We start from the raw sequence: 20,303 nt of genomic DNA on the forward strand, positions 1-20,303 counted from the left end.
CCCATTCGCATCCGCGGGTCTTCTCCACTCCGTGTGATACCTCCCCCAACGTAGCTCAGCCGAGTGCGGATGCGGCCCCCTTGAGCACCAGTCCGACGCCCAGGGCCACGACGAGGAACGCCGACCCCAGCGGGGCGGTCCGGCGCACCAGGGACGCGAGGGGGTGCTCGCTCCAGCGGGGGCGCCGCTCCAGCAGCCGGTTCATGCCCGTGCCCAGCTTGACCACGGCGAACCCGGCCGCGGTGAGCGTGAGGGCGAGCCCGATGCCGTACGCGACGACGAGGAGCAGGCCGAACCAGGCCTGGCCGAGCGCCGCGGCACCCACCAGCACGACGACGGCGGAGGGGCTCGGCACGAGCCCGCCGGCGAAGCCGAGCAGGAGCGTGCCGCGCAGGGTGGGGGCGGTGGAGTGGGTGTGGGTGAAGCCGCCGTGGGTGTGCTCGACGGTGTGGGGGTGGCCGTGGCCGTGCGGATGATCGTGGTCGTGCGTGTGATCGTGGTCGTGCGCGTGGTCGTGGTCGCGGGGGTGCGCGTGGTCGTGGCCGTGCGTGTGGGGGTGCGCGGGGGCGTCCGCGGTCGCCGGGGCGGGCTCGGTGCGGGCGGCGACCGAGACCAGGGCGCGCTCCTCGGGCCGGCCCGCCTCGTGCGGGTGCGTGTGGCCGTGCGGATGGGGATGGGGATGGTCGTGCGCACGGCCGTGCGGGTGGCCGGGGCCGCGGTTGCGCCAGGCACGGCGTACGAGCGTGGCGCCCGCCGAGGCGACCATGACGCCGCTCGCGACGCCCAGCCAGGCGATCACCGAGGGCGCCGCCCCCGAGCCGGCCGTGACCAGCAGGCCGAGCGCGACCACGCCGAGGGTGTGAGTGACCGTCACCGAGGCGGCCAGGGGCAGCACGTCCCTGAGGCGGGCCCGGCCGCCGCGGGCGGCGGCCGTCGCGGCCATCAGGGTCTTGCCGTGGCCCGGGGCGAGCGCGTGCATCGCGCCCAGCACGATCGCGATCAGCAGGGCGAGCGCGGCGAAGCCGACGGTGAGGTCGTGCCGGGCCACCAGCGCGTCCAGGGCGCGGGTCCAGCGGTCGGCGCCGCGCGGCAGGACCGAGGCGGCGGGGGCGTCCTGCCGCTCCCCGGCCAGGGCCGGTCCGCCGGGGCGTACGCGCAGGGAGGCGGCCGAGGTGTCGGCGGGGGAGGAGAGCAACTCCTTCGGGTAACTGGTCAGTTCGTGGGACACCGACGTCCTCGGTACGTCCGTCGCGGTGAGCGTCATACGGTCGCCGCGCGCGGTGATCTCACGCCAGCCGGGCCCGGAGGACGCGCCCGCGCTGTGGAAGCCGAGGCTCACTGTGCCGTGCGCGGGGAGCGGCGCGGTCAGCGAACACTCCACGCGGAGGGTGTTCAGGCCCGCCTGCCCCGGCCGCAGGCGCGCCGTGCTGCGGCGGACCGTCAGCGCGGTGGCCCGTCCGTCGACGGTGACCCTGCTGCCGTCCGCCGCCCTCGCGCACCGCTGGCGCGCCCACTCGGTCATGCCGAGCCGCTCGATGCCCGGCTTGGCCTGCGTGGCCGGGATCTCGGCGAGGTCCTCGACGTGGTCGACGCGCAGCGTGCCGGGCGCGGCGACCAGGCCGTCGTAGCGGTTGACGGTGAAGTTGCCGAGGGGGTGCGCGCTCGCGCTGGTGGAAGGGAGCAGCGCGAGCGCGCAGGCCGCCGTGAGGACGGCCCCGGTGGAGGCGAGCAGCCGACGAGGGGTCACCGCTCGGCCTCCAGGTCCTTCATGGCCCTACGGGCCTCGTGGGCACCCAGCGGCGAGAAGCCGGGGTTGAGCCGAAGTGCCGCCGTCAGGGAGGCGTGGGCGTCCGTCAGGTGGCCCGTGGCGCGCTCGATCATGCCGCGGTGGTAGAGGAACGCGGCGTTTCGGTAACCGGTCGCCGTCGCCTGCCGGGCGTACGGAAGGGCCTGCGCGTCCTTGCCGTTGACGTGCAGCGCCCAGGCCAGCGCGTCGGCCGTGTGCACGGTGTGCCGGCGGGCCCACTCGGCGCGGGCGGCGCGCAGCGCGGACGTCCTGCTGCCGTGGTCGGCGGCGGCGAGCGCGGTGTCGAGGTCGGCGTTGACGCCGTAGGCGCGGGCGAGCTTGATCCAGGCGTCGACCAGGGCGTACTGGTCGCGGGCCCGCGCGCCGTCGCCCTTCGCGCCCCGGTCCTCGTACATCTCGCCGAGCGCGACCAGCGGCCGCGGCAGCGGGTAGCGGGCGACGACCTGCTCCATGTCCCTGATCGCGGCGGCGTGGTCGCCGCTCGCGTACAGGGACCGGGCGCGGCCCTCCAGCGCGGGGAGGTAGTTCTCGTCGGCGGCGAGCGCGCGGCCGTAGTAGGTGAGCGCGCTCTTGTAGTCGCCCTGGTTCCAGGCGAGTTGGCCGAGCTGCCCGGCGACGTAGGCGATGTCGCCGCGGGCGGTGGAGGTGGCGAGCGCCTGCCGCAGGACCTGCCCTGCCGTCTTCACGTCCCCGCGCAGCTCGTGCACGTACGCGTACCGCGTGAAGACCGGGACGCCCGGGCGCCGGGAGTCGGCGGTGTCGGCCGCCTTCGACGCCTCCGCGTAGCGGCCGAGTTCGACGAGGGCGTCGATGCGGGAGGACAGGGCGCGTTCGCTGTAGGGGTTCTCCTCGAGCACGTCGTCCGCGTACGTCAGGGCGTGCGCGAAGTCGTGCCGGGCCGCGGCGAGGGCGGCCTGGCCGGCGAGGGCCTGCTCGTTGCCGGGCTTCAGGCCGAGCGAGCGCTTCAGGGCCTTCGCGGCCTGCGGGTAGCGCGAGGGGTCGCCCTTCGTGCGGGCCTGCTCGACATAGGCCAGACCGAGCGTGGCCCAGCTCCCGAAGTCCTGCGGCTGCGCCTTGAGCTGGGCCTGCAGCGCCGCGATGCTCGCGTCGAGGCTGCCGCTGGTCAGCAGCGCCGGGGACGCGGCACTCGGGGCGGCCGCGACGGTCGTGTCCGCGCGGTCCCGCAGCGCCCCGACGGCGACGGACCCGAAGGTCAGCGCGACGGCCAGCAGCACCACGGTCCCCCCGAGCTGTGCCGCCCTCAGCCGCCGCCCGGCCTCCCCCACGCGCCGTACGGCGGCGACCCGGGGGTCGACGGCGCTGTCCCCGCCGGGAACGGCGCGGCTCTCGGACGCGGCGGGGCCGCCGGGGCGTGACGGCTTCTCCCGCGCCGCGCCCTCGGCGTCCGCCGCGCGGGATCCCGCGGCGCCGGCGGGCTCCGCCTCCCGCGAGGGACCGTCCTGCGGGGCGCCGGCCGTCCTCGCCCGGGTGACCGGAGTGCGCGCGGCAGGCACGGTCGGGGAGGGCTCGGATGCCGGTGGGGAAGGCGGCGGGGCGCCCTGCTCCCTCTCCGGGTCGGTGCCGTTCGTGCGCGGGGCCATGCCCTCTCCTCAATCGACGTGCTGGCTTGGGACGTTGTGCGGCGCGGCCCGGCCGTGGGGGATGGTACGGACGGGCCGCGCCTGTCGGTGGCCGGGCTGTGCCGGAGCCCGGCCGACGGGGCGCGGGGCCTGCGCGGCCGGTCACGACGCCGCTGCGGGCGGGCGACGGCCGGCAGTCCCCGTGCGGGTGTCAGTACGCACGCCCCCGCATCCGGCGCCACCACATCAGCGCGGCGCCGATCAGGGCGATCCCGGCCGCGCCGGCGCCCGCGGAGGCGGCGATCAGGCCGGAGTTGCTCATGCCGCCGGAGGAACCGGCCGGCTGGAGCGCGTCGCCCAGCTGGTTACGGACGTCGTTGCCGCTGCTGACGCCCTTGGCGGTGGCGCCGCGCGAGCCGGCCGTCGGGTTGGCCAGGTACGGGAAGGAGTGGCCGAAGCCCTTGTCGTTCTTGTCGACCGCGTCGCCCAAGTCGTTCTTGGAACCGACCAGTTCGCCCTCGACGACCTGCAGCGCCTCGTCGATCACGTCGTCGGTGAGACGGCGGCCGTTCGGGAAGCCGGCGTTGTCGCCGTCGAGCACCCCGAGCCGCTTCGGGCTGGCGGCGGGCTTGATCGAGGTGTTCAGGCGCAGCTCCTCCGCCGGGCGTACCTTCGGCGGCTGGTTGAGTCCCTTCACGCCCTTGAGGAAGACGTCGACCAGGTCGTTGCGCGGCTCGGCCGGCGCCTTGATCTTGTAGATCGACTCGATGAGCTTGGGCAGCTCGGGATGGGTCACGTTCTTCAGGAACTGACCGTCGTTCCAGGGCGAGGACGCGTTGAACCTGTCCTTGTCCTTCAGCGGGTTGACCACCTCGTTGACCAGCGGATTGCCCAGGCGCGAGACCTGCTCGTAGTAGCCCTGGGCGTTCCTGCGCTGGGTCGTCGACCAGATGCCGACGATCGGCTGGTCCTTGGACTCCGTGATCATGTCGGTCGGGACCTGCAGGGCGATGGAGTTGACGTTGTAGCCCTTGAGGGTGTCCCGTCCTACCTCCGACAGGTTGCCGCCGTACAGCAGGTCGAAGACGCGCAGGTCCAGGAAGAACGGGTCGTCGGCCTGGCCCGCGAAGGTCTGGGCGCCGTTGGGCAGCTTGTAGATCGCCTGCTTGCGCAGGGTGCCGTAGTCCGGCATCGACGCCTTGCCGACGTTCGACGGAGCCACGGCCAGGTTGTCCGCGAGCTTCGTCCTCGACACGACCTTCTGGTGGTGCAGCTTGATCAGGTCGATGTCGTAGGTCTGCGTGACGTTCAGGTCCGGGTCGTCCAGGCTGGTGACCGCGCCCGTGTTGTAGAGGAACGTCTTCTTGTTCTTCGTGTGTGTCTTGAAGGTGTAGCGCAGCAGCAACTCGCCTTGCGCGTCACCGTTGTTGTCGATGTGGATGTCGTACTGCGCGTCGTCGGCGAACGTGTAGAAGTTCGGGCCGCCCGCCGGGTCCTCGAACGGGATCCAGTTGGCGATGATCGTCGTCGTGTCCGGCTTGTCCGGGCTCACGAACGCGTACACGTCGGTGTTGTCGTACTGCGGCTGCCCCGAGATCAGCGGGGCCTCCCGGTGGCTGGAGGCGGAGGCCGCCCCCGGTTCCAGCGTGGCCACGCCGGCGGCCGCGAGCCCCCCGGCGGCCAGCGCGCCGGCTATCAGGGTCGCGATGCTCCTGCGTCCCGCACCGCTCCTGGAGATAGGTGTCATGCCGTCCGTCCTCAGTCCCAACTTGCCTGACGCACGCTGATTCGGAGCGCTCGGCAGAGTGGATTGGTCGCATCCCGAAGGTCTTTACGGCGGGCGGGGAATCTTGTTTCACCGCGCGGCGGACTGGCGTTTTCGGCCCTCCCATCCGTAACCCCATCCGGAGGTGCGTTCGTTGCGAATGCCTGGTGTGACGGGACGGGGCCCTTGCGGCCGTGGAGAGGGGGACCGAGTGGAGGCGGACGAGCTTCTGCTGCGGGTGGCGGGTGGCGACCACACAGCGTTCGAGGAGCTGTACGGACTGGTGTCCGGGCCGGTGTTCGGACTGGTGCGCCGGGTCGTGCGCGACCCCGCGCAGTCGGAGGAGGTGGCCCAGGAGGTCCTGCTCGAACTCTGGCGGTCCGCCGCCCGCTTCGACCCGGCCCGCGGCAGCGCCCTGTCCTGGATCCTCACCCTCGCCCACCGCCGGGCCGTGGACCGGGTGCGCAGCGCCCGCGCGGCCGGCGAGCGCGAGCAGCGCGAGGCACGCCGGGCCCACCACCCCGCCTTCGACCAGGTCACCGAGGAGGTCGAGGCGGGCCTGGAACGCGAATGGGTACGCCGCTGCCTGGACCGGCTCACCGACCTCCAGCGCCAGTCCGTCACCCTCGCCTACTACGACGGCTACACGTACCGTGAGGTGGCGGAGCGCCTGTCGCTGCCGCTGGGCACGGTCAAGACCCGGATGCGCGACGGACTCACCCAGCTGCGCAAGTGCCTGGGAGGTGTCGCATGAGTCTGCTCAAGAGACTGCTGGGCAGCGAGGATCCGCACTCGCTCGCGGCCCCCTACGCGCTCGACGCCCTGGCGCCCGCCGAGCGGGTCCGCTTCGAGAAGCACCTCGCCTCGTGCGAGATCTGCGACGCCGAGGTGCGGGCCCTGTCCGAGGACGCCGTCCGCCTCGCCTGGTCGACGGCCGCCCCGGCGCCGGCCGCGCTGCGCGAGCGGGTGCTGGCCGCCGTCCGCGCGACGCCGCAGGAGCCCGCGCACGAGCACACCCCCCAGCTGCCGCCGCACGTCTGGGGCACGCAGCCGCTGCCGGCGCGCTCCCGTGCGCCCCGTGAGCGCCGCCCGCTCTTCGTGCCCTTCGCCACGGCGACCGCCGCCGCGGCCCTCGTGGTCGCCTCGCTCTTCGCGGTGCAGGCGAACCGGACGCAGGACCAGCTGGACGCGGCGAACGCCCAGTCACGTGAGATCGCCCACGTTCTCGCAGCTCCCGACGCACGCGCGACCGCGGGACAGGACAAGCAGGGCCGCGCCCTCGCGGTGGTCGCCTCCGCGTCCGAGGGGCAGGCCGTCGTCACCCTCAGCGGATACGGCACTCCGCCCGGCGGACGCGTGCACCAGCTCTGGCTCATGCGCCCCGGCGCGCGACCACGCTCGCTCGGGCTGTTCCGGGGCGGCGACACGCCCTTGGTCGCGACCGGCCTCGACCAGGCGGCCACGTCACTCGCTGTGACCGTGGAGCCCGGCGGCGGGTCGCCGCAACCCACCAGCCAGCCGATTGTCCAACTCACCCTGAAATCGGTCGGATTCGGAGAGTGACGAACGTGGAGTCGTCAACCTCCTTACGGGGAAGGTGAATCCTGTGACCGCGATACACGAGTGCCCCGAGGGAGCGATAGGGTTACTCTGCCCGGGCCGGGTGGACTCGTACGGGTGGGGAGTGACATGGAACAGATAACAGTGCGCAGCAGGGCGAGGGTCCCTGCGATCACGTGCGGGAGCAGCGCGACCAGCTCGCGCCTCGACCGGCATCTCTCGGTGCTGTCGGGTCCCGCCGTGCCGCAGCAGAAGGTGGCCGAGGCGACCTCGCTGATGCGCGAGCTCACCACGCGCGACACCCCGCAGGAGCGCAGCGCCCGGGGCGCGCGGATCAGCCGCGTCCTGCTCTTCGCGCCGCTGCGCAGGCTGCGCCGTTCGCTGTTCGGCGGGCGCTGAGCCGCACCGGCGCTCCTCGCGGACCCCAGCCCCGGTGACCGCATCGTCCCGGCACGTCGCTGCTCACTCGTCACCGTCATCCCCGGCACTGCGGCGACAACCAGGTGCGACACCGGGCGCGGGTCCGCGCCGACCGTGGCAGGCCGTCCCCACCCGGCTCCGACGGCTGCCAACTCCCCCCAGGGGGAAGTGTGTTCACCGCCCGCCGGTGTCTCCCCGCCCGCGGTCACAGCAGCGCGAACTGGCCCTCCGGGCCCTCCTCGTGGTGATCGAGGACCGAGGCGGGCCTGCGCGCCGCCGCCGGCGGCGGCAGGACCCCCGCCGCGCGCAGCTCGGACGCCGTGACGGGTGAGGTCACCGTCAACTCCTCCTGCTGCGGCCGCAGTTCGGCGAGCAGGGCGAGGACCGTGATCAGTTCCAGCAGCTCCGAGGTCCAGTTCTGCGGCCAGGTGGCCGGGCGGATCGCGGCCAGCGTGCCCGGCTCGGGGTCCGCGGTCCGTGCGCCGAACCACTCCTCCAGGACCCGGACGCCGGCCGTCTCGAAGTCCCAGGCCTCGGGCGGCACCGGGGAGATGCGGCCCTCGTCGAGCAGCAGGGCCTCCTCGTCACGGTCGTAGTCGACCACGAGCGGGCGGGACGGCAGCGGGGCGCGGACGTACGGGCGGCGGCCGCCGGGCAGCTTGGGGCGGTCCCCGTCGCGGCGCATCAGCCACAGCACTCGGCGGCCCAACTCCACTCCGCGTGCGAAGAGTTCCGCGTCCTCGGTGAGCGGTACCGTCAGGTCCGGGCGGGTCACCGCCATGATCCAGGCCAGCACGTCCGGCGGGGTGGGGGAGTGGCCGAGGAGGGTGCCCAGATGGTCTAGCAGGCCCGGCGCCAGGTTGGGCTCCAGGCCGCCGGGGCGGCGGTAGAGCGGGCGGATGCGGCCGGGGCGCAGGAGCGGGAGGCAGGACGTGGCCAGCAGCTGCGGGCCGCCCGTCCCGGAGGGGCTCTCGGCGACGAAGATCTGGTGCTGGTCCGCCACCCGCCACAGCTCGGGGCGGGCGCTGTCGATCAGGCGGTGGTCGGGCAGCAGCCACTGCTCGTCGAAGGGGGCGAGCAGGACGCGCACCGGCTCCGGGCCGGGGCCGGTGGCGCGGATCAGCTTCTGGGTGCCGCCCGGCCGGCCCGGCAGCTGGCCGACGGCCGAGTGCAGGGTGCGCGAGCGGGTCGGCTCGAACAGGACCTCGCGGTCCGGGCCCTCGGCCTTCATCAGCGCGTCCCAGCGGGCCTTGAGGGATGTCGCGTCGGGGCCCGCCGGCCACCTCCGGCCGAGCCGCGGCGGTGCGACGGACCACGGCATGAGGTCCGCCAGCGGCGGAGCGTCGTCGTGCGTCACGCTGGGCATCGTACGGCCTGGCCCCGACAGAAGGTTCAGGTGGCGTCGAGGGTCACCGAGAAGGAGAAGCGGTCGCCGCGGTAGTGGATCACCGCGACGTCCAGCACCTGCCCTGCGGCGTCGTACGTGACGCCCGTGTAGTGCAGGATCGGGCTGAGCAGCGGGACGTGCAGCAGCCGTGCCGTCTCCGGGTCGGCCAGCCGGGCCTGAACGGTGTCCGTGATCCGGCTGATGTCCGCCCGCACGACGTCGCGCAGCACCCTGGTCATCGGCCAGCGCAGCAGGTCGGCCGGGTCGATGCGGGCCGCCACGTCCGGCCGCACGTGGTTGAGCGCGTGGTTGGTCGGCTCACCCGTCTTCTCGTCGCTGCGCAGGCGGTGGTAGGTGGCCACCTCCCCGATCTCCGGGAAGAACTCGGCGAGTTCGGGCGGGACGGGTGCGTGGCCGTAATCCAGCAGTTCGGTCGTCATACCGGACTGCTGGGCCACGATCGCGTCCACCGAGCCGAGCAGCCGGACCGGGGCGCCCCGGCGGGCGTCGGGCTCGATGAAGGTGCCCCGGCGCCGGTGCCGGGTGATCAGGCCCTCCTCCTCCAGCTCCTTCAGCGCCTGCCGCATGGTCAGCACGCTCACTCCGTAGTGCTCCGCCAACCGCTCCTCGGTGGGCAGCCGCAGGGGGTCCTGGGGCGAGCGGCCGAGTATCGAGGCGCGCAGGGACTGCGACACCTGGTACCAGAGCGGCAGCTTGCGGTTCAGGACGATCGAGTCCGGGGCGAAGGAGGTCACGGGCCATCCGTACCGGTCGGGGATCTCCGGTGCAACCGGGCCGGCCGCGGGGGCCTCGCGGCGCCCTGCACCCGGTCGACGGTCAGTGCGGGCGGAAATGCCGTTCCAGGCCGCGCCACACGTCGTCGTAGTGCGGCTGGAGGTGGTCCGCGTCCGCCGCGTGCGCGGTGAGCGTGACCGGCCAGCGGGTCTCGAACATGAAGGCCAGTCCGTCGTCCACCTTCTGCGGCCCGAGTGCGGCCGCGCTCGCCCGGTCGAACGTCTCCCGGTCCGGTCCGTGCGCCGACATCATGTTGTGCAGCGAGCCGCCGCCGGGCACGAAGCCCCCCTTTCCGGCCGTCTTCGCGTCGTAGGCGCCCTCGATCAGGCCCATGTACTCGCTCATCACGTTCCGGTGGAAGTACGGCGGCCGGAAGGTGTCCTCGCCCACCAGCCAGCGCGGCGCGAAGACCACGAAGTCGACGCCGGCCAGGCCCGGGGTGTCCGACGGGGACGTCAGCACCGTGAAGATCGACGGGTCGGGATGGTCGTAGGAGATGGTGCCGATGACGTTGAAGCGGCGCAGGTCGTACACGTAGGGCACATGGCTGCCGTGCCAGGCGACCACGTCGAGCGGCGAGTGCTCGTACGTCGCCTTCCAGAGGTTGCCGCAGAACTTGTTGACCACCTCCACCGGTCCCTCGACGTCCTCGTACGCGGCGACCGGGGCCTTGAAGTCCCGGGCGTTGGCCAGTCCGTTGGCGCCGATCGGGCCGAGGTCGGGGAGGCGGAAGGGGGCGCCGTAGTTCTCGCAGACGTAGCCGCGGGCGGTCGGGCTCGGCCCGCCGTCGGCGTCGGTGTCCAAAAGCTCCACCCGGAAGCGCACCCCCCGCGGAACGAGCGCCATGTGTCCGGGCTCCACGTGCAGCAGCCCGAACTCGGTGTGCAGCAGCAGCCCGCCCTGCTCCGGGACGATCAGCAGCTCGCCGTCCGCGTCGCTGAAGACGCGGTCCATCGAGGAGTTGGCGTGGTACAGGTGCACGGCCATGCCGGAGCGCTGCGTGGCGTCGCCGTTGCCGCCCAGGGTCCACAGGCCGGCCAGGAAGTCGGTGCCGTCCGCGGGGTCGGGCAGGGGGTCCCAGCGCAGCCGGTTGGGGTCGGGGACGGACTCGGTGAAGGGGGCCGTGCGCACCCAGCCGTTGTGGGTGTGCGTGAACGCCGGGTGCGCGGCCGACGGGCGGATGCGGTACAGCCAGGAGCGGCGGTTGGCGGCGCGCGGCTCGGTGAACGCCGATCCGCTGAGCTGTTCCGCGTACAGCCCGAGCGGTGCGCGCTGGGGTGAGTTGCGGCCTTCCGGAAGGGCACCGGGCACGGCCTCGGAACTGTGTTCGTTGCCGAAGCCGGAGAGGTAGGTCAGCCCCTCGGCCGTCTTGCGCGCGTCCCCGCTCATCGTCGCTCCCTTGCGGACTGATGCGGACTGATTCCTATGTAACACCATAGGATTGCGCTCCGGTCGGCGCAAGAGGGTCCCGGGCCTCCTCACCGGGCATTCCGGCGGGCGTACCCGTCAGGGTGGAGCGAGAACCCGACTCCAGGGGGATCCGGCTGTCGGAGCGGTGTTCTAGTCTCCGGGGCATGTCGTGGACGCGGGGGCCGTGCGCCGCGCTCGCGGTCTGTGTCCTGCTGCTGACCGGATCCGCGGGCTGTGGTTCCAGTGCTGCGCACGAGGGGAGGAACGGGGAGTCGGCGTCACCGGTGGGCAAGGTCCTGGACGAGACGGACAAGGAGGGGCGGCACTACCGTGAGGTGCAGAAGAAGGGCGCGCCCGAGGTCGGGATCCAGGTGCAGCCGGACACCGGCGACACCTGGGACGTGCACCTGACCGTCCGCAACTTCCGGTTCTCGCCGGCCGGCACGAGGACGCGGGCGGCGGCCGGACACGGCCTCGCGTACGTCTTCGTCGACGACCGGCTCGTCAGCCGGCTCCGCGGCCTGAACTGCCGCCTGCCGGCCCGGCTCGTCCCGCGCGGCACCCACCACGTCACCGCGCGGCTCTACGCCGACGACGGCACCGTGTGGGCCGTGAAGGGGCGGCCGATCGAGAGCACGGCCGACATCACGGCGTCGGAGGCGGCGGGCCGGCCGGGGGGCTCTTCGGACACGACCGCACTGAGCGCAACCGACCGTCGTGCGCGGACCGGGGGGCGAGGTTCTCCGGAGCGCGCCGGAAAGGCATCATGAAGTCCGTGCCCCACGCGACATCGCTACGCCGCGCGCCCGTGCAGCGGCGCAGCGCCGAACGACTGACCCGTATCCTCGACGCCTGCGCCGAACTCCTCGACGAGGTCGGCTACGACGCCCTGAGCACCCGGGCCGTCGCCCTGCGGGCGGAGGTCCCCATCGGCTCGGTCTACCGCTTCTTCGGCAACAAGCGGCAGATGGTCGACGCCCTCGCCCAGCGCAACCTCGAGCGGTTCAGCGAGCGGGTCACCGAGCGGCTGAAGCGGGCCGGCGACGGAGGCTGGCGCTCGGCGATGGACGCCGTGCTCGACGAGTACCTGGCCATGAAGCGCACGGCGCCCGGCTTCTCCCTCGTCGACTTCGGCAACCAGATCCCGGTCGGCGCCCGCAGCGCCGAGCCCAACCACCGCGTCGCCGACCGGCTCACCGACCTGCTCTCCGGCTACCTCGACCGGGAGCCGGACGAGGATCTGCGCCGCACCTTCCTGATCGCGGTGGAGACCGCCGACACCCTCGTCCACCTGGCCTTCCGGATGGCGCCGGACGGCGACGAGAAGATCATCGAGGAGGCGCGGGGGCTGCTGCGGGCCTATCTGGCGCGAGTGCTGGACTGAGGCCCGGCCCCGTGTGCCGGGTCCGTGGCGAACACGCGATCCCCCGGCGAACGGCCCGCGAATTTCCGGCCTCACCCCCGAGGGGCCTCCCCAGCATGCCAACCGGTCGGTATGCTCGGCCGTGCCCAGGCGCCGTCATCGCCCACCGGGAGGACCCGTGTCCCGCACCGCTCTGCGTATCTGCCCCCTGTGCGAGGCCACCTGCGGGCTGACCCTCACCATCGAGGGGACCCGGGTCACCGGCGCCCGCGGTGATCGCGAGGACGTCTTCAGCAAGGGGTTCATCTGCCCCAAGGGCGCCTCCTTCGGCGCCGTCGACGGCGACCCCGACCGGTTGCGCACCCCCCTGGTGCGCAAGGACGGCGAGCTGCGCGAGGCCACCTGGCAGGAGGCCTTCGACGCCGTGGCGGAGGGCATCCGTCCCGTCGTCGAGCGCCACGGCCCGCACGCGGTCGGCGTTGTCCTCGGCAACCCGAACGTGCACACCATGGCAGGCGCCCTCTACCCGCCGGTGCTGCTCGCCGGCCTCGGCACCCGCAGCGTCTTCACCGCCTCCACGGTCGACCAGATGCCCAAGCACGTCTCCAGCGGACTGCTCTTCGGCGACGCCAACGCCATCCCCGTGCCGGACCTCGACCACACCGGCCATCTGCTGCTCATCGGTGCCAACCCCCTGGAGTCCAACGGGAGCCTGTGCACCGCCGCCGACTTCCCCGGCAAGCTCAAGGCCCTCAAGGCGCGCGGCGGCACGCTCACCGTCGTCGACCCGCGCCGCACCCGCACCGCCAAGCTCGCCGACCGCCACATCGCGATCCGCCCCGGCACCGACGCGCTCCTGCTCGCGGCGATGGCGCACGTCCTGTTCGAGGAGGAGCTCGTCGATCTGGGCGAGCTGACCCCGCACGTCCAGGACCTCGACGAACTGCGCGCAGCCGTCGGGGAGTTCACGCCCGAGGCCGTCGCCGCCGCCTGCGACGTCGAGGCCGGGGTGACACGGACGCTCGCCCGTGAGCTCGCCGCCGCCCCCACCGCCGCGGTCTACGGCCGCATCGGCAGCTGCACCGTCCCGTACGGCACCCTCGGCAGCTGGCTCGTCGACGTCCTCAACATCCTCACCGGCAACCTCGACCGGCCCGGCGGTGCCCTCTTCCCGCAGGCGGCCACCGACCGGACGCCCCGCCCGGCCGGTCCGAGCCACGGCTTCGCGCTCGGCCGCTGGCACTCCCGGGTCAGCAAGTACCCCGAGGCGAAGGGGGAGTTGCCGCTCTCCGCGCTCGCCGAGGAGATCGACACCGCCACCGCGGAGGGCGAGCCGGTCCGGGCGCTCGTCTCCGTCGCCGCCAACCCCGTGCTGTCCGCGCCCGACGGCGACCGGCTCGACAAGGCCCTGGACTCCCTGGACTTCATGGTCAGCGTCGACCCGTACCTCAACGAGACCTCACGCCACGCCCACGTCGTGCTGCCGCCGCCCCCGCCCTCGCAGAGCCCGCACCACGACTTCGCGTTCAACACGCTCGCCGTGCGCAACCAGGTCCGCTACACGCGCCCCGCCGTGCCCCTGGAGCCCGGCTGCATGGCCGAGACCGAGATCCTCGCCCGGCTGATCCTGGCGGCGACCGGCATGCACGGCGCCGACCCGTCCGCCGTCGACGACATGGTGATCGGCCAGACCCTGGGCAAGGCGGTCAGGGAGCCCCACTCTCCCGTGCACGGCCGCGACCCGCAGGAACTCGCCGCCGCGCTCACCGGAGCGAGCGGCCCCGAGCGGCGCCTGGACATGATGCTGCGCCTGGGCCCCTACGGCGACGGCTTCGGCGCACGGCCGGACGGGCTGTGCCTCGAGCGGCTGCTCGCGCACCCGCACGGCATCGACCTCGGCCCGCTCGGCTCCCGCCTCCCGCAGCCGCTGAAGACCCGCAGCGGCAGGGTCGAGCTGCTCCCACGGCCCCTCGCGGACGACCTGCCGCGGCTGCGCGAGGCGGTGCACCGGCTCCCGGACGAGCTGGTCCTCGTCGGCCGCCGCCATCTGCGCTCCAACAACAGCTGGATGCACAACGTCCCCGCCCTGACCGGCGGCAGCAACCGCTGCACCCTGCACATCCACCCCGAGGACGCCGAGCGCCTCGGCGTGCGGGACGGGGCCGCCGTCCGCGTCAAGGGCGCCGGCGGCGAGGTGACCGCCCCCGCGGAGGTCACCGACGGGGTGCGTCCGGGTGTGGTGAGCCTGCCGCACGGCTGGGGGCACGACCGGCCCGGCACCCGGATGAGCCATGCCGCGGCCGATCCCGGTGTCAACGTCAACCAGCTCCTCGACGGCAGCCTGCTCGACCCGCTCTCGGGCAACGCGGTCCTCAACGGAGTGCCGGTGGAGGTCACCGCCGTGGCCGCACCGATCACGTCGCCGGCCTGAGCACATCGCCGAACCGCCGCCCGCGCCGTCCGCCCCGGGCGGTGGCCGGGTGGCCCGGGGGCGCCGCCGGGCGGTGGCCGCAGGAGACGCGGTTGCGCCGGTCGGGCGACATCCGACGGCGCGTCGGGCCGTGGTCGCGCCGGTCCCGGGACGGATGTGAAAGAGAGTCAGGTGAAAGAGCGATTTGTATGAAAATCGTCTGACTCGGAGGAACATCCATGCCCACCTTGATGCCCCCGTCCGCCGGCGCCCGTCTCGGAGCCGCGGCCCTCACCGTACTGACCGCGGCCGGCGCCTCCTGGTTCGCGGCGACGGCCGCCGTCGCGGCCCCCGGCGACGGTGCCGACATCAGGATCCACAATGAGCGGGTGCCCTACGGCGTCTCCAAGGACGATCCCGAGGTCTGCAAGTTCTACCTCGACGCCGCCAACTTCGGCACGGTGGCGAGTGTCAACTACACCATCACGGCGCAGCCCCCGCTGCCCACGGCGGCCACGGTGAGCGGCACGATCTCCCTGGCCGGCGGCGCCGGTCACACCGACACGCTGGGCCTTGCCGACGGCAGGTACACCTTGCAATGGACCATTCCGCCGACCCTGCCCGGCGCCGCGGCCACCCCGCCCAAGGAGAAGGTCTTCACGGTCAGCTGCCACGGCAGGAACGACCGCGGGCAGCAGGGCCCGAACCGGACGATCGAGGACCACGGCCCCGGGGCCGGGCACGAGGGCGGCGGGCCGAAGGGCGGTGTCCACGCCGGCGGCGGCGGCCTGGTCGACACCGTGCAGTCGTACACCCCGCTGAGCGCGGCGGCGGGCGTCGGACTGGTCGCGGTCGGCGGTGCCGTGTACGTCCGCACGCTGATCCGCCGCCGCTCGCACGGTGCCTCCTAGGCGCAGACGCAGGCCCTGGCACCGGACCCGCGCGTACCGTCTCACCAGGACGGCCCTGATCGTGGCCGTCCTGGTGACGGTCGTCCGGTGCGGGGGGCACCACCCCCCGGTCCCGTCCGTCCGGGCCGGGGCTCCGGCCGCCGGCGCGCCTGCCGGCCCGGTGCCCGGCGCCGCCGACGAGCGTCCCGGGGCCGCCGAGCCCGGCCCGTCGGCCCGGCACACCCCGCCGCCCGACCCGCTGCCCCGGTCGCCGGCGACCGGCCTGCGCGTACCGTCCCTGGGCATCGACGCGCCGATCGTCGCCGTGAGGGTCGGCGCCGACCGGCAGCTGGAGACACCGCCGCTGGACAAGCCCAAGCTCGTCGGCTGGTACCAGGACGGCGCCTCGCCGGGCGAGCGGGGCACCGCCATCGCCGTCGGGCACCGGGACACCAGAACCGGCCCTGCGGTCTTCGCCGCCCTCGCGCAGGTGCGCCCCGGCAAGACCATCGAGGCCCGGCGCCTGGACGGCCGCACGGCGGTCTACACCGTGGACCGGGTGCGCGTCTTCGACAAGTCCCGCTTCCCCGACAAGGAGGTCTACGGCCCCAGCAAGCGCCCCGAACTGCGGGTGCTCACCTGCGGCGGGCTGTTCAACCGCAGGACGGGCTACACCAGCAACGTCGTTGTCTTCGCCCATCTGACCGCGACCCGCTGACGCGGCGGTGCGGCGCGTCCGGTTTCTCACTGGGCGGAACGGAGCGGCCGATTCTGTCGTGTGTCTTCCGTTGGGTCCGTACGGTCCGTTAACTTCCGTGACTCACAGCCCGTACGGCCCGCACGGGCCGTTCCGCCGCCGAGTACCAGCACTCGCTCAGAACGCCCCCGGGGGCAGTGTCATGACGCGCGCCATCTCCCTGCACGACGTGAGCAAGACCTACACGCGCGGTGTCCGCGTGGTGGACCGGCTGTCGCTGGACATCAGGCCGGGCGAGTTCCTCGTGCTGCTGGGGCCGTCGGGCTGCGGCAAGTCCACCGTGCTGCGCATGATCGCCGGGCTGGAGGAGATCACCGAGGGCAGGCTCCTGCTGGACGGCGAGTACGGCAACGACCTGGTCCCGTCCGACCGGAACATGGCGATGGTGTTCCAGAACTTCGCCCTCTATCCGAACATGACGAGCCGGGGCAACATCGGCTTCCCGCTGCGGGTGGAGAACCCCGGGGAGGACCCGCGCCCGCGGGTGGACGCCACCGCCCGGATGCTGGGCATCGAGGACCTCCTCGACCGCTTCCCCAGCCAGCTCTCCGGCGGTGAGCGCCAGCGCGTGGCGATGGGCCGGGCCATCGCCCGCCACCCCTCCGCCTTCCTGATGGACGAGCCGCTGTCCAACCTGGACGCCAAGCTGCGCAACCATCTGCGGGCGGAGATCTCCAAGCTCACCCGGGAGCTCGGCGTCACCACGGTCTACGTCACCCACGACCAGGCCGAGGCCATGTCGCTCGGCGACCGGGTCGCCGTGCTGCGCGGCGGGGTGCTCCAGCAGGTGGGCACCCCGCGTGTGGTCTACGCCCTGCCCCGCAACGTCTTCGTCGCCGCCTTCATCGGCACCCCGCGCATCAACCTGCTGCGCGGGATGGTCCGCGCCCCGCTCGACGGCGCGATGACCGTCAGCCTCGGCAAGCAGTACCTGCGGCTGCCCGAACCCCTCACGCTGGACCACCAGTTGCTGCGGGTGCAGCAGGGCCGGGAGGTGATCGTCGGGCTGCGCTCGGAGGCCGTCCGCATCGCCAAGCACGCCTCCGCCCGCGTCGGCGAGGTGCCGCTCACCGGGCTGGTGGAGCACGTGGAGTTCCAGGGACATGAGGTCCTGGTGCACTTCAACACCGGTTCCCGGCCCGCCGTCGTACCGGATCTGGAGGCCCCGCGTCCCGCTCCCCGGCCCTCCCGGCGCCGTCGCCGGGACGGCGGCACGACGGTGCTGGCGCGCATCCGGGAGCGGGCGGAAGCCCTGCGCGCCGGACCGGTGGTGGTCATGGACGACGCCGCGGACGCGCGTCCCGAGCCCGCGGCCTCCGAGGCCCGCCTGCCGGGCGACCTGGTGGTCCGCACCACCCCGGACATCGAGCTGCGCCACGGCATGCAGGTCCCGCTCCTGGTCGACCTGGCCCACCTGTTCGTCTTCGACCAGCACGGCGAACGGATCTGCCCGTCCCCGGCGCGGCTGCCGGACCTGGACGCCTAGGTGTTGTGTCCGGGGCGGGTTTCGAAGGTTCCGCCCGCCCTGTGACGCCGCTCCTGGCGCGGGGACGTCTGGCGCCGGAAAACTATCGTCGCTAGTTTATGTGGCGTCGGTAGGTTTGACGCGCACCACGCACCCCGCCCCCGGAGGAGCACCATGAAGGCACACGACGGCATGTACATCGGCGGCGCCTGGCGCCCCGCCGTCGGCACGGAGACGATCGAGGTCGTGAACCCGGTCGACGAGCAGGTGGTCGCCCAGGTGCCGGCGGGCACCGCCGAGGACGTCGACCAGGCCGTACGGGCCGCCCGCGCCGCCTTCCCCGCCTGGGCCGCGACCCCGCCGGCCGAGCGCGCCGGCCGGCTGGCCGCGCTCCGGGACGTCCTCGCCGCGCGCAAGGACGAGATCGCCGAGACGGTCACCACCGAGCTCGGCTCGCCACCGGCGTTCTCGCGGAACGTGCACGCGGCCGTGCCGGTCGCGGTCGCGGGCTCCTACGCGGAGCTGGCGGCGACGTACACCTTCGAGGAGAAGACCGGGAACTCGACCGTCCGTCTGGAGCCGGTCGGCGTGGTCGGCGCGATCACGCCCTGGAACTACCCCCTCCACCAGATCGTCGCGAAGGTCGCCCCGGCGCTCGCGGCGGGCTGCACGGTGGTGCTCAAGCCCGCCGAGGACACCCCGCTGGTCGCCCAGCTCTTCGCCGAGGCGGTGCACGAGGCGGGCGTCCCCGCAGGCGTGTTCAACCTGGTCACCGGGCTCGGCCCGGTCGCGGGACACGCCCTGGCCGAGCACCCGGAGGTCGACCTCGTCTCCTTCACCGGCTCCACCGCGGTCGGCCGGCGGATCGGTGCGACGGCGGGTGCCGCGATCAAGCGCGTCGCCCTGGAGCTGGGCGGCAAGTCCGCCAACGTCATCCTGCCGAGCGCCGACCTCGCGAAGGCGGTCAACGTCGGTGTGGCCAACGTCATGTCCAATTCCGGCCAGACGTGCAGCGCCTGGACCCGGATGCTGGTGCGGCGGGACCAGTACGACGAGGCGGTCTCACTCGCGGCGGCCGCCGCCGCCAAGTACGGCGAGCGCATCGGCCCGGTGGTCAACGCCAAGCAGCAGGCCCGGGTGCGCGGTTACATCGAGAAGGGGATCGCGGAGGGCGCCCGGCTGGTCGCCGGAGGCCCCGAAGCACCGCGCGAGCGGGGCTACTTCGTCGCGCCCACCGTCTTCGCCGACGTCACGCCCGGGATGACGATCGCCCAGGAGGAGATCTTCGGCCCCGTCCTGTCGATCCTCGCCTACGAGGACGAGGAGGACGCCCTGCGCATCGCCAACGGCACCGTCTACGGCCTCGCGGGCGCCGTCTGGGCCGGCGACGAGGACGAGGCGGTGGCCTTCGCCCGCCGGATGCAGACCGGCCAGGTCGACATCAACGGCGGCCGGTTCAACCCCCTCGCCCCCTTCGGCGGTTACAAGCAGTCGGGCGTCGGCCGGGAACTCGGCGCGCACGGCCTGTCCGAGTACCTGCAGACCCAGTCCCTCCAGTTCTGAAGGAGCCTTCCCGTGGTTCGCGCAGCAGTTCTCCCCGCCGTGGGCGCCCCTTTGGAGATCACCGGGATCGACCTCCCGGACCCCGGCCCCGGCCAGGTCCGCGTCCGGCTCGCCGCGGCCGGGGTGTGCCACTCCGACCTGTCCCTGTCCAACGGCACCATGCGGGTGCCGGTCCCCGCCGTCCTCGGCCACGAGGGCGCGGGCACCGTCGTCGCCGTCGGCGAGGGCGTCACCCATGTCGCGCCCGGCGCCGAGGTCGTCCTCAACTGGGCCCCCTCCTGCGGAAGCTGCCACGCCTGCTCGCTCGGCGAGGTGTGGCTGTGCGCCAACGCCCTGAACGGCGCCGCCGACGTCTACGCCCGTCGCACCGGCGACGGCTCGGACCTGCACCCCGGCCTGAACGTCGCCGCCTTCGCCGAGGAGACCGTCGTCGCGGCGGGCTGCGTCCTGCCGCTGCCCGACGGCATCCCGCTGACCGACGCCGCCCTGCTGGGCTGCGCGGTCCTCACCGGCTACGGCGCCGTCCACCACTCGGCGCGGGTGGAGGCCGGCGAGACCGTGGCGGTGTACGGCGTCGGGGGAGTGGGCCTGGCCGCACTCCAGGCGGCCCGGATCGCGGGTGCCGCGCGCATCGTCGCCGTGGACGTCTCGCCGGAGAAGGAGGAACTGGCGCGTGGCGCGGGCGCCACGGACTACGTCCTCGCCTCCGACACGACGGCCCGTGAGATCCGCGGCCTGACGGACAAGCAGGGGGTCGACGTCGCGATCGAGTGCGTCGGCCGGGCGGCCACGATCCGCACGGCCTGGGACTCCACCCGGCGCGGCGGCCGTACGACGGTCGTCGGCATCGGCGGCAAGGACCAGCAGGTCACCTTCAACGCCCTGGAGATCTTCCACTGGGGCCGGACCCTGGCCGGATGCGTGTACGGCAACGCGGACCCCGCGAAGGACCTGCCGGTGCTGGCCGAGCACGTCCGCGCGGGCCGGCTGGACCTCGGCGCCCTGGTCACGGAGCGGATCGGCCTGGACGGCATCCCGGCGGCGTTCGAGAACATGCTGGCGGGCAAGGGCGGCCGGGCACTGGTGGTGTTCGAGGGCCGGTAGCGGGAGCGCCGGGCGGTCGGGGGGCTC

Annotated in this window: 17 protein-coding genes; 11 read left to right on the forward strand and 6 right to left on the reverse strand. The window is 73.5% G+C overall.

Annotated features, from left to right (window positions below; all coding sequences use genetic code 11):
• Nucleotides 1-55 precede the first annotated feature (55 nt).
• The 3 genes from ACIRPX_RS19205 to ACIRPX_RS19215 form a co-directional block, all read right to left on the reverse strand.
• Nucleotides 56-1,747, reverse strand: coding sequence for a sulfite exporter TauE/SafE family protein (locus ACIRPX_RS19205; RefSeq protein WP_404195625.1), 1,692 nt, complete (start codon nucleotides 1,745-1,747; stop codon nucleotides 56-58).
• Nucleotides 1,744-3,408: a tetratricopeptide repeat protein gene (locus ACIRPX_RS19210; RefSeq protein WP_404195627.1), complete on the reverse strand. Its 1,665-nt coding sequence runs from the start codon at nucleotides 3,406-3,408 to the stop codon at nucleotides 1,744-1,746. Before ACIRPX_RS19210 ends, ACIRPX_RS19205 begins: the two co-directional genes overlap by 4 nt.
• Before the next feature lie 190 nt (nucleotides 3,409-3,598).
• On the reverse strand, nucleotides 3,599-5,134 hold the full coding sequence (locus ACIRPX_RS19215) for a DUF4331 domain-containing protein (protein ID WP_404195630.1): 1,536 nt from the start codon (nucleotides 5,132-5,134) through the stop codon (nucleotides 3,599-3,601).
• 229 nt (nucleotides 5,135-5,363) lie between these two features.
• Between ACIRPX_RS19215 and ACIRPX_RS19220 the strand changes: the two genes are divergently transcribed.
• The 3 genes from ACIRPX_RS19220 (at nucleotide 5,364) to ACIRPX_RS19230 (ending at nucleotide 7,111) form a co-directional block, all read left to right on the forward strand.
• Nucleotides 5,364-5,906, forward strand: coding sequence for a sigma-70 family RNA polymerase sigma factor (locus ACIRPX_RS19220; protein ID WP_404195632.1), 543 nt, complete (start codon nucleotides 5,364-5,366; stop codon nucleotides 5,904-5,906).
• Nucleotides 5,903-6,715, forward strand: a complete 813-nt coding sequence (locus ACIRPX_RS19225) for an anti-sigma factor domain-containing protein (protein ID WP_404195634.1) — start codon at nucleotides 5,903-5,905, stop codon at nucleotides 6,713-6,715. Before ACIRPX_RS19220 ends, ACIRPX_RS19225 begins: the two co-directional genes overlap by 4 nt.
• A gap of 126 nt (nucleotides 6,716-6,841) precedes the next feature.
• Complete coding sequence (locus ACIRPX_RS19230) at nucleotides 6,842-7,111, forward strand: hypothetical protein (protein ID WP_404195637.1); 270 nt, start codon at nucleotides 6,842-6,844, stop codon at nucleotides 7,109-7,111.
• Between the two features lie 226 nt (nucleotides 7,112-7,337).
• On the opposite strand, the gene ACIRPX_RS19235 is transcribed toward ACIRPX_RS19230, so the two are convergent.
• The 3 genes from ACIRPX_RS19235 to hmgA form a co-directional block, all read right to left on the reverse strand.
• Nucleotides 7,338-8,498: a type ISP restriction/modification enzyme gene (locus ACIRPX_RS19235; protein ID WP_404195640.1), complete on the reverse strand. Its 1,161-nt coding sequence runs from the start codon at nucleotides 8,496-8,498 to the stop codon at nucleotides 7,338-7,340.
• A 26-nt stretch (nucleotides 8,499-8,524) separates the two neighbouring features.
• On the reverse strand, nucleotides 8,525-9,274 hold the full coding sequence (locus ACIRPX_RS19240) for a GntR family transcriptional regulator (protein WP_404195643.1): 750 nt from the start codon (nucleotides 9,272-9,274) through the stop codon (nucleotides 8,525-8,527).
• An 82-nt stretch (nucleotides 9,275-9,356) separates the two neighbouring features.
• Nucleotides 9,357-10,703, reverse strand: coding sequence for a homogentisate 1,2-dioxygenase (gene hmgA / locus ACIRPX_RS19245; RefSeq protein ID WP_404195646.1), 1,347 nt, complete (start codon nucleotides 10,701-10,703; stop codon nucleotides 9,357-9,359).
• Between the two features lie 185 nt (nucleotides 10,704-10,888).
• Here hmgA and ACIRPX_RS19250 point away from each other — a divergent pair, with 185 nt between their 5' ends.
• From ACIRPX_RS19250 to ACIRPX_RS19285, 8 genes are all read left to right on the forward strand, one after another.
• On the forward strand, nucleotides 10,889-11,494 hold the full coding sequence (locus ACIRPX_RS19250) for a hypothetical protein (RefSeq protein WP_404195649.1): 606 nt from the start codon (nucleotides 10,889-10,891) through the stop codon (nucleotides 11,492-11,494).
• Complete coding sequence (locus ACIRPX_RS19255) at nucleotides 11,491-12,108, forward strand: TetR family transcriptional regulator (protein ID WP_404195651.1); 618 nt, start codon at nucleotides 11,491-11,493, stop codon at nucleotides 12,106-12,108. Before ACIRPX_RS19250 ends, ACIRPX_RS19255 begins: the two co-directional genes overlap by 4 nt.
• A gap of 157 nt (nucleotides 12,109-12,265) precedes the next feature.
• Nucleotides 12,266-14,518: a molybdopterin oxidoreductase family protein gene (locus tag ACIRPX_RS19260; protein ID WP_404195654.1), complete on the forward strand. Its 2,253-nt coding sequence runs from the start codon at nucleotides 12,266-12,268 to the stop codon at nucleotides 14,516-14,518.
• Nucleotides 14,519-14,736: 218 nt separating this feature from the next.
• A complete protein-coding gene (locus ACIRPX_RS19265; RefSeq protein WP_404195657.1) occupies nucleotides 14,737-15,408 on the forward strand; it encodes a hypothetical protein in 672 nt (223 codons plus the stop codon).
• A gap of 55 nt (nucleotides 15,409-15,463) precedes the next feature.
• A complete protein-coding gene (locus ACIRPX_RS19270) occupies nucleotides 15,464-16,105 on the forward strand; it encodes a class F sortase (RefSeq protein WP_404195946.1) in 642 nt (213 codons plus the stop codon).
• Between the two features lie 181 nt (nucleotides 16,106-16,286).
• Nucleotides 16,287-17,630 (forward strand): ABC transporter ATP-binding protein, encoded by a 1,344-nt coding sequence (locus ACIRPX_RS19275; RefSeq protein WP_404195660.1) that lies wholly within the window; start codon nucleotides 16,287-16,289, stop codon nucleotides 17,628-17,630.
• 153 nt (nucleotides 17,631-17,783) lie between these two features.
• On the forward strand, nucleotides 17,784-19,172 hold the full coding sequence (locus ACIRPX_RS19280) for an aldehyde dehydrogenase family protein (protein WP_404195663.1): 1,389 nt from the start codon (nucleotides 17,784-17,786) through the stop codon (nucleotides 19,170-19,172).
• A 12-nt stretch (nucleotides 19,173-19,184) separates the two neighbouring features.
• Complete coding sequence (locus tag ACIRPX_RS19285) at nucleotides 19,185-20,276, forward strand: zinc-binding dehydrogenase (RefSeq protein ID WP_404195666.1); 1,092 nt, start codon at nucleotides 19,185-19,187, stop codon at nucleotides 20,274-20,276.
• The last annotated feature ends 27 nt before the right edge of the window (nucleotides 20,277-20,303 follow it).

The sequence above is a fragment of the Streptomyces sp. NPDC101225 genome (assembly GCF_044767585.1).
GTDB lineage: Bacteria > Actinomycetota > Actinomycetes > Streptomycetales > Streptomycetaceae > Streptomyces.

Excerpts from the sequence above, each read along its gene's own strand:
- ACIRPX_RS19255 (WP_404195651.1), top strand. The coding sequence starts at position 11,491 with ATGAAGTCCGTGCCCCACGCGACATCGCTACGCCGCGCGCCCGTGCAG.
- ACIRPX_RS19275 (WP_404195660.1), top strand. The coding sequence starts at position 16,287 with ATGACGCGCGCCATCTCCCTGCACGACGTGAGCAAGACCTACACGCGC.
- ACIRPX_RS19215 (WP_404195630.1), bottom strand. The coding sequence starts at position 5,134 with ATGACACCTATCTCCAGGAGCGGTGCGGGACGCAGGAGCATCGCGACC.
- ACIRPX_RS19280 (WP_404195663.1), top strand. The coding sequence starts at position 17,784 with ATGAAGGCACACGACGGCATGTACATCGGCGGCGCCTGGCGCCCCGCC.
- ACIRPX_RS19250 (WP_404195649.1), top strand. The coding sequence starts at position 10,889 with ATGTCGTGGACGCGGGGGCCGTGCGCCGCGCTCGCGGTCTGTGTCCTG.
- ACIRPX_RS19225 (WP_404195634.1), top strand. The coding sequence starts at position 5,903 with ATGAGTCTGCTCAAGAGACTGCTGGGCAGCGAGGATCCGCACTCGCTC.
- hmgA (WP_404195646.1), bottom strand. The coding sequence starts at position 10,703 with ATGAGCGGGGACGCGCGCAAGACGGCCGAGGGGCTGACCTACCTCTCC.
- ACIRPX_RS19210 (WP_404195627.1), bottom strand. The coding sequence starts at position 3,408 with ATGGCCCCGCGCACGAACGGCACCGACCCGGAGAGGGAGCAGGGCGCC.
- ACIRPX_RS19265 (WP_404195657.1), top strand. The coding sequence starts at position 14,737 with ATGCCCACCTTGATGCCCCCGTCCGCCGGCGCCCGTCTCGGAGCCGCG.
- ACIRPX_RS19235 (WP_404195640.1), bottom strand. The coding sequence starts at position 8,498 with ATGCCCAGCGTGACGCACGACGACGCTCCGCCGCTGGCGGACCTCATG.
- ACIRPX_RS19230 (WP_404195637.1), top strand. The coding sequence starts at position 6,842 with ATGGAACAGATAACAGTGCGCAGCAGGGCGAGGGTCCCTGCGATCACG.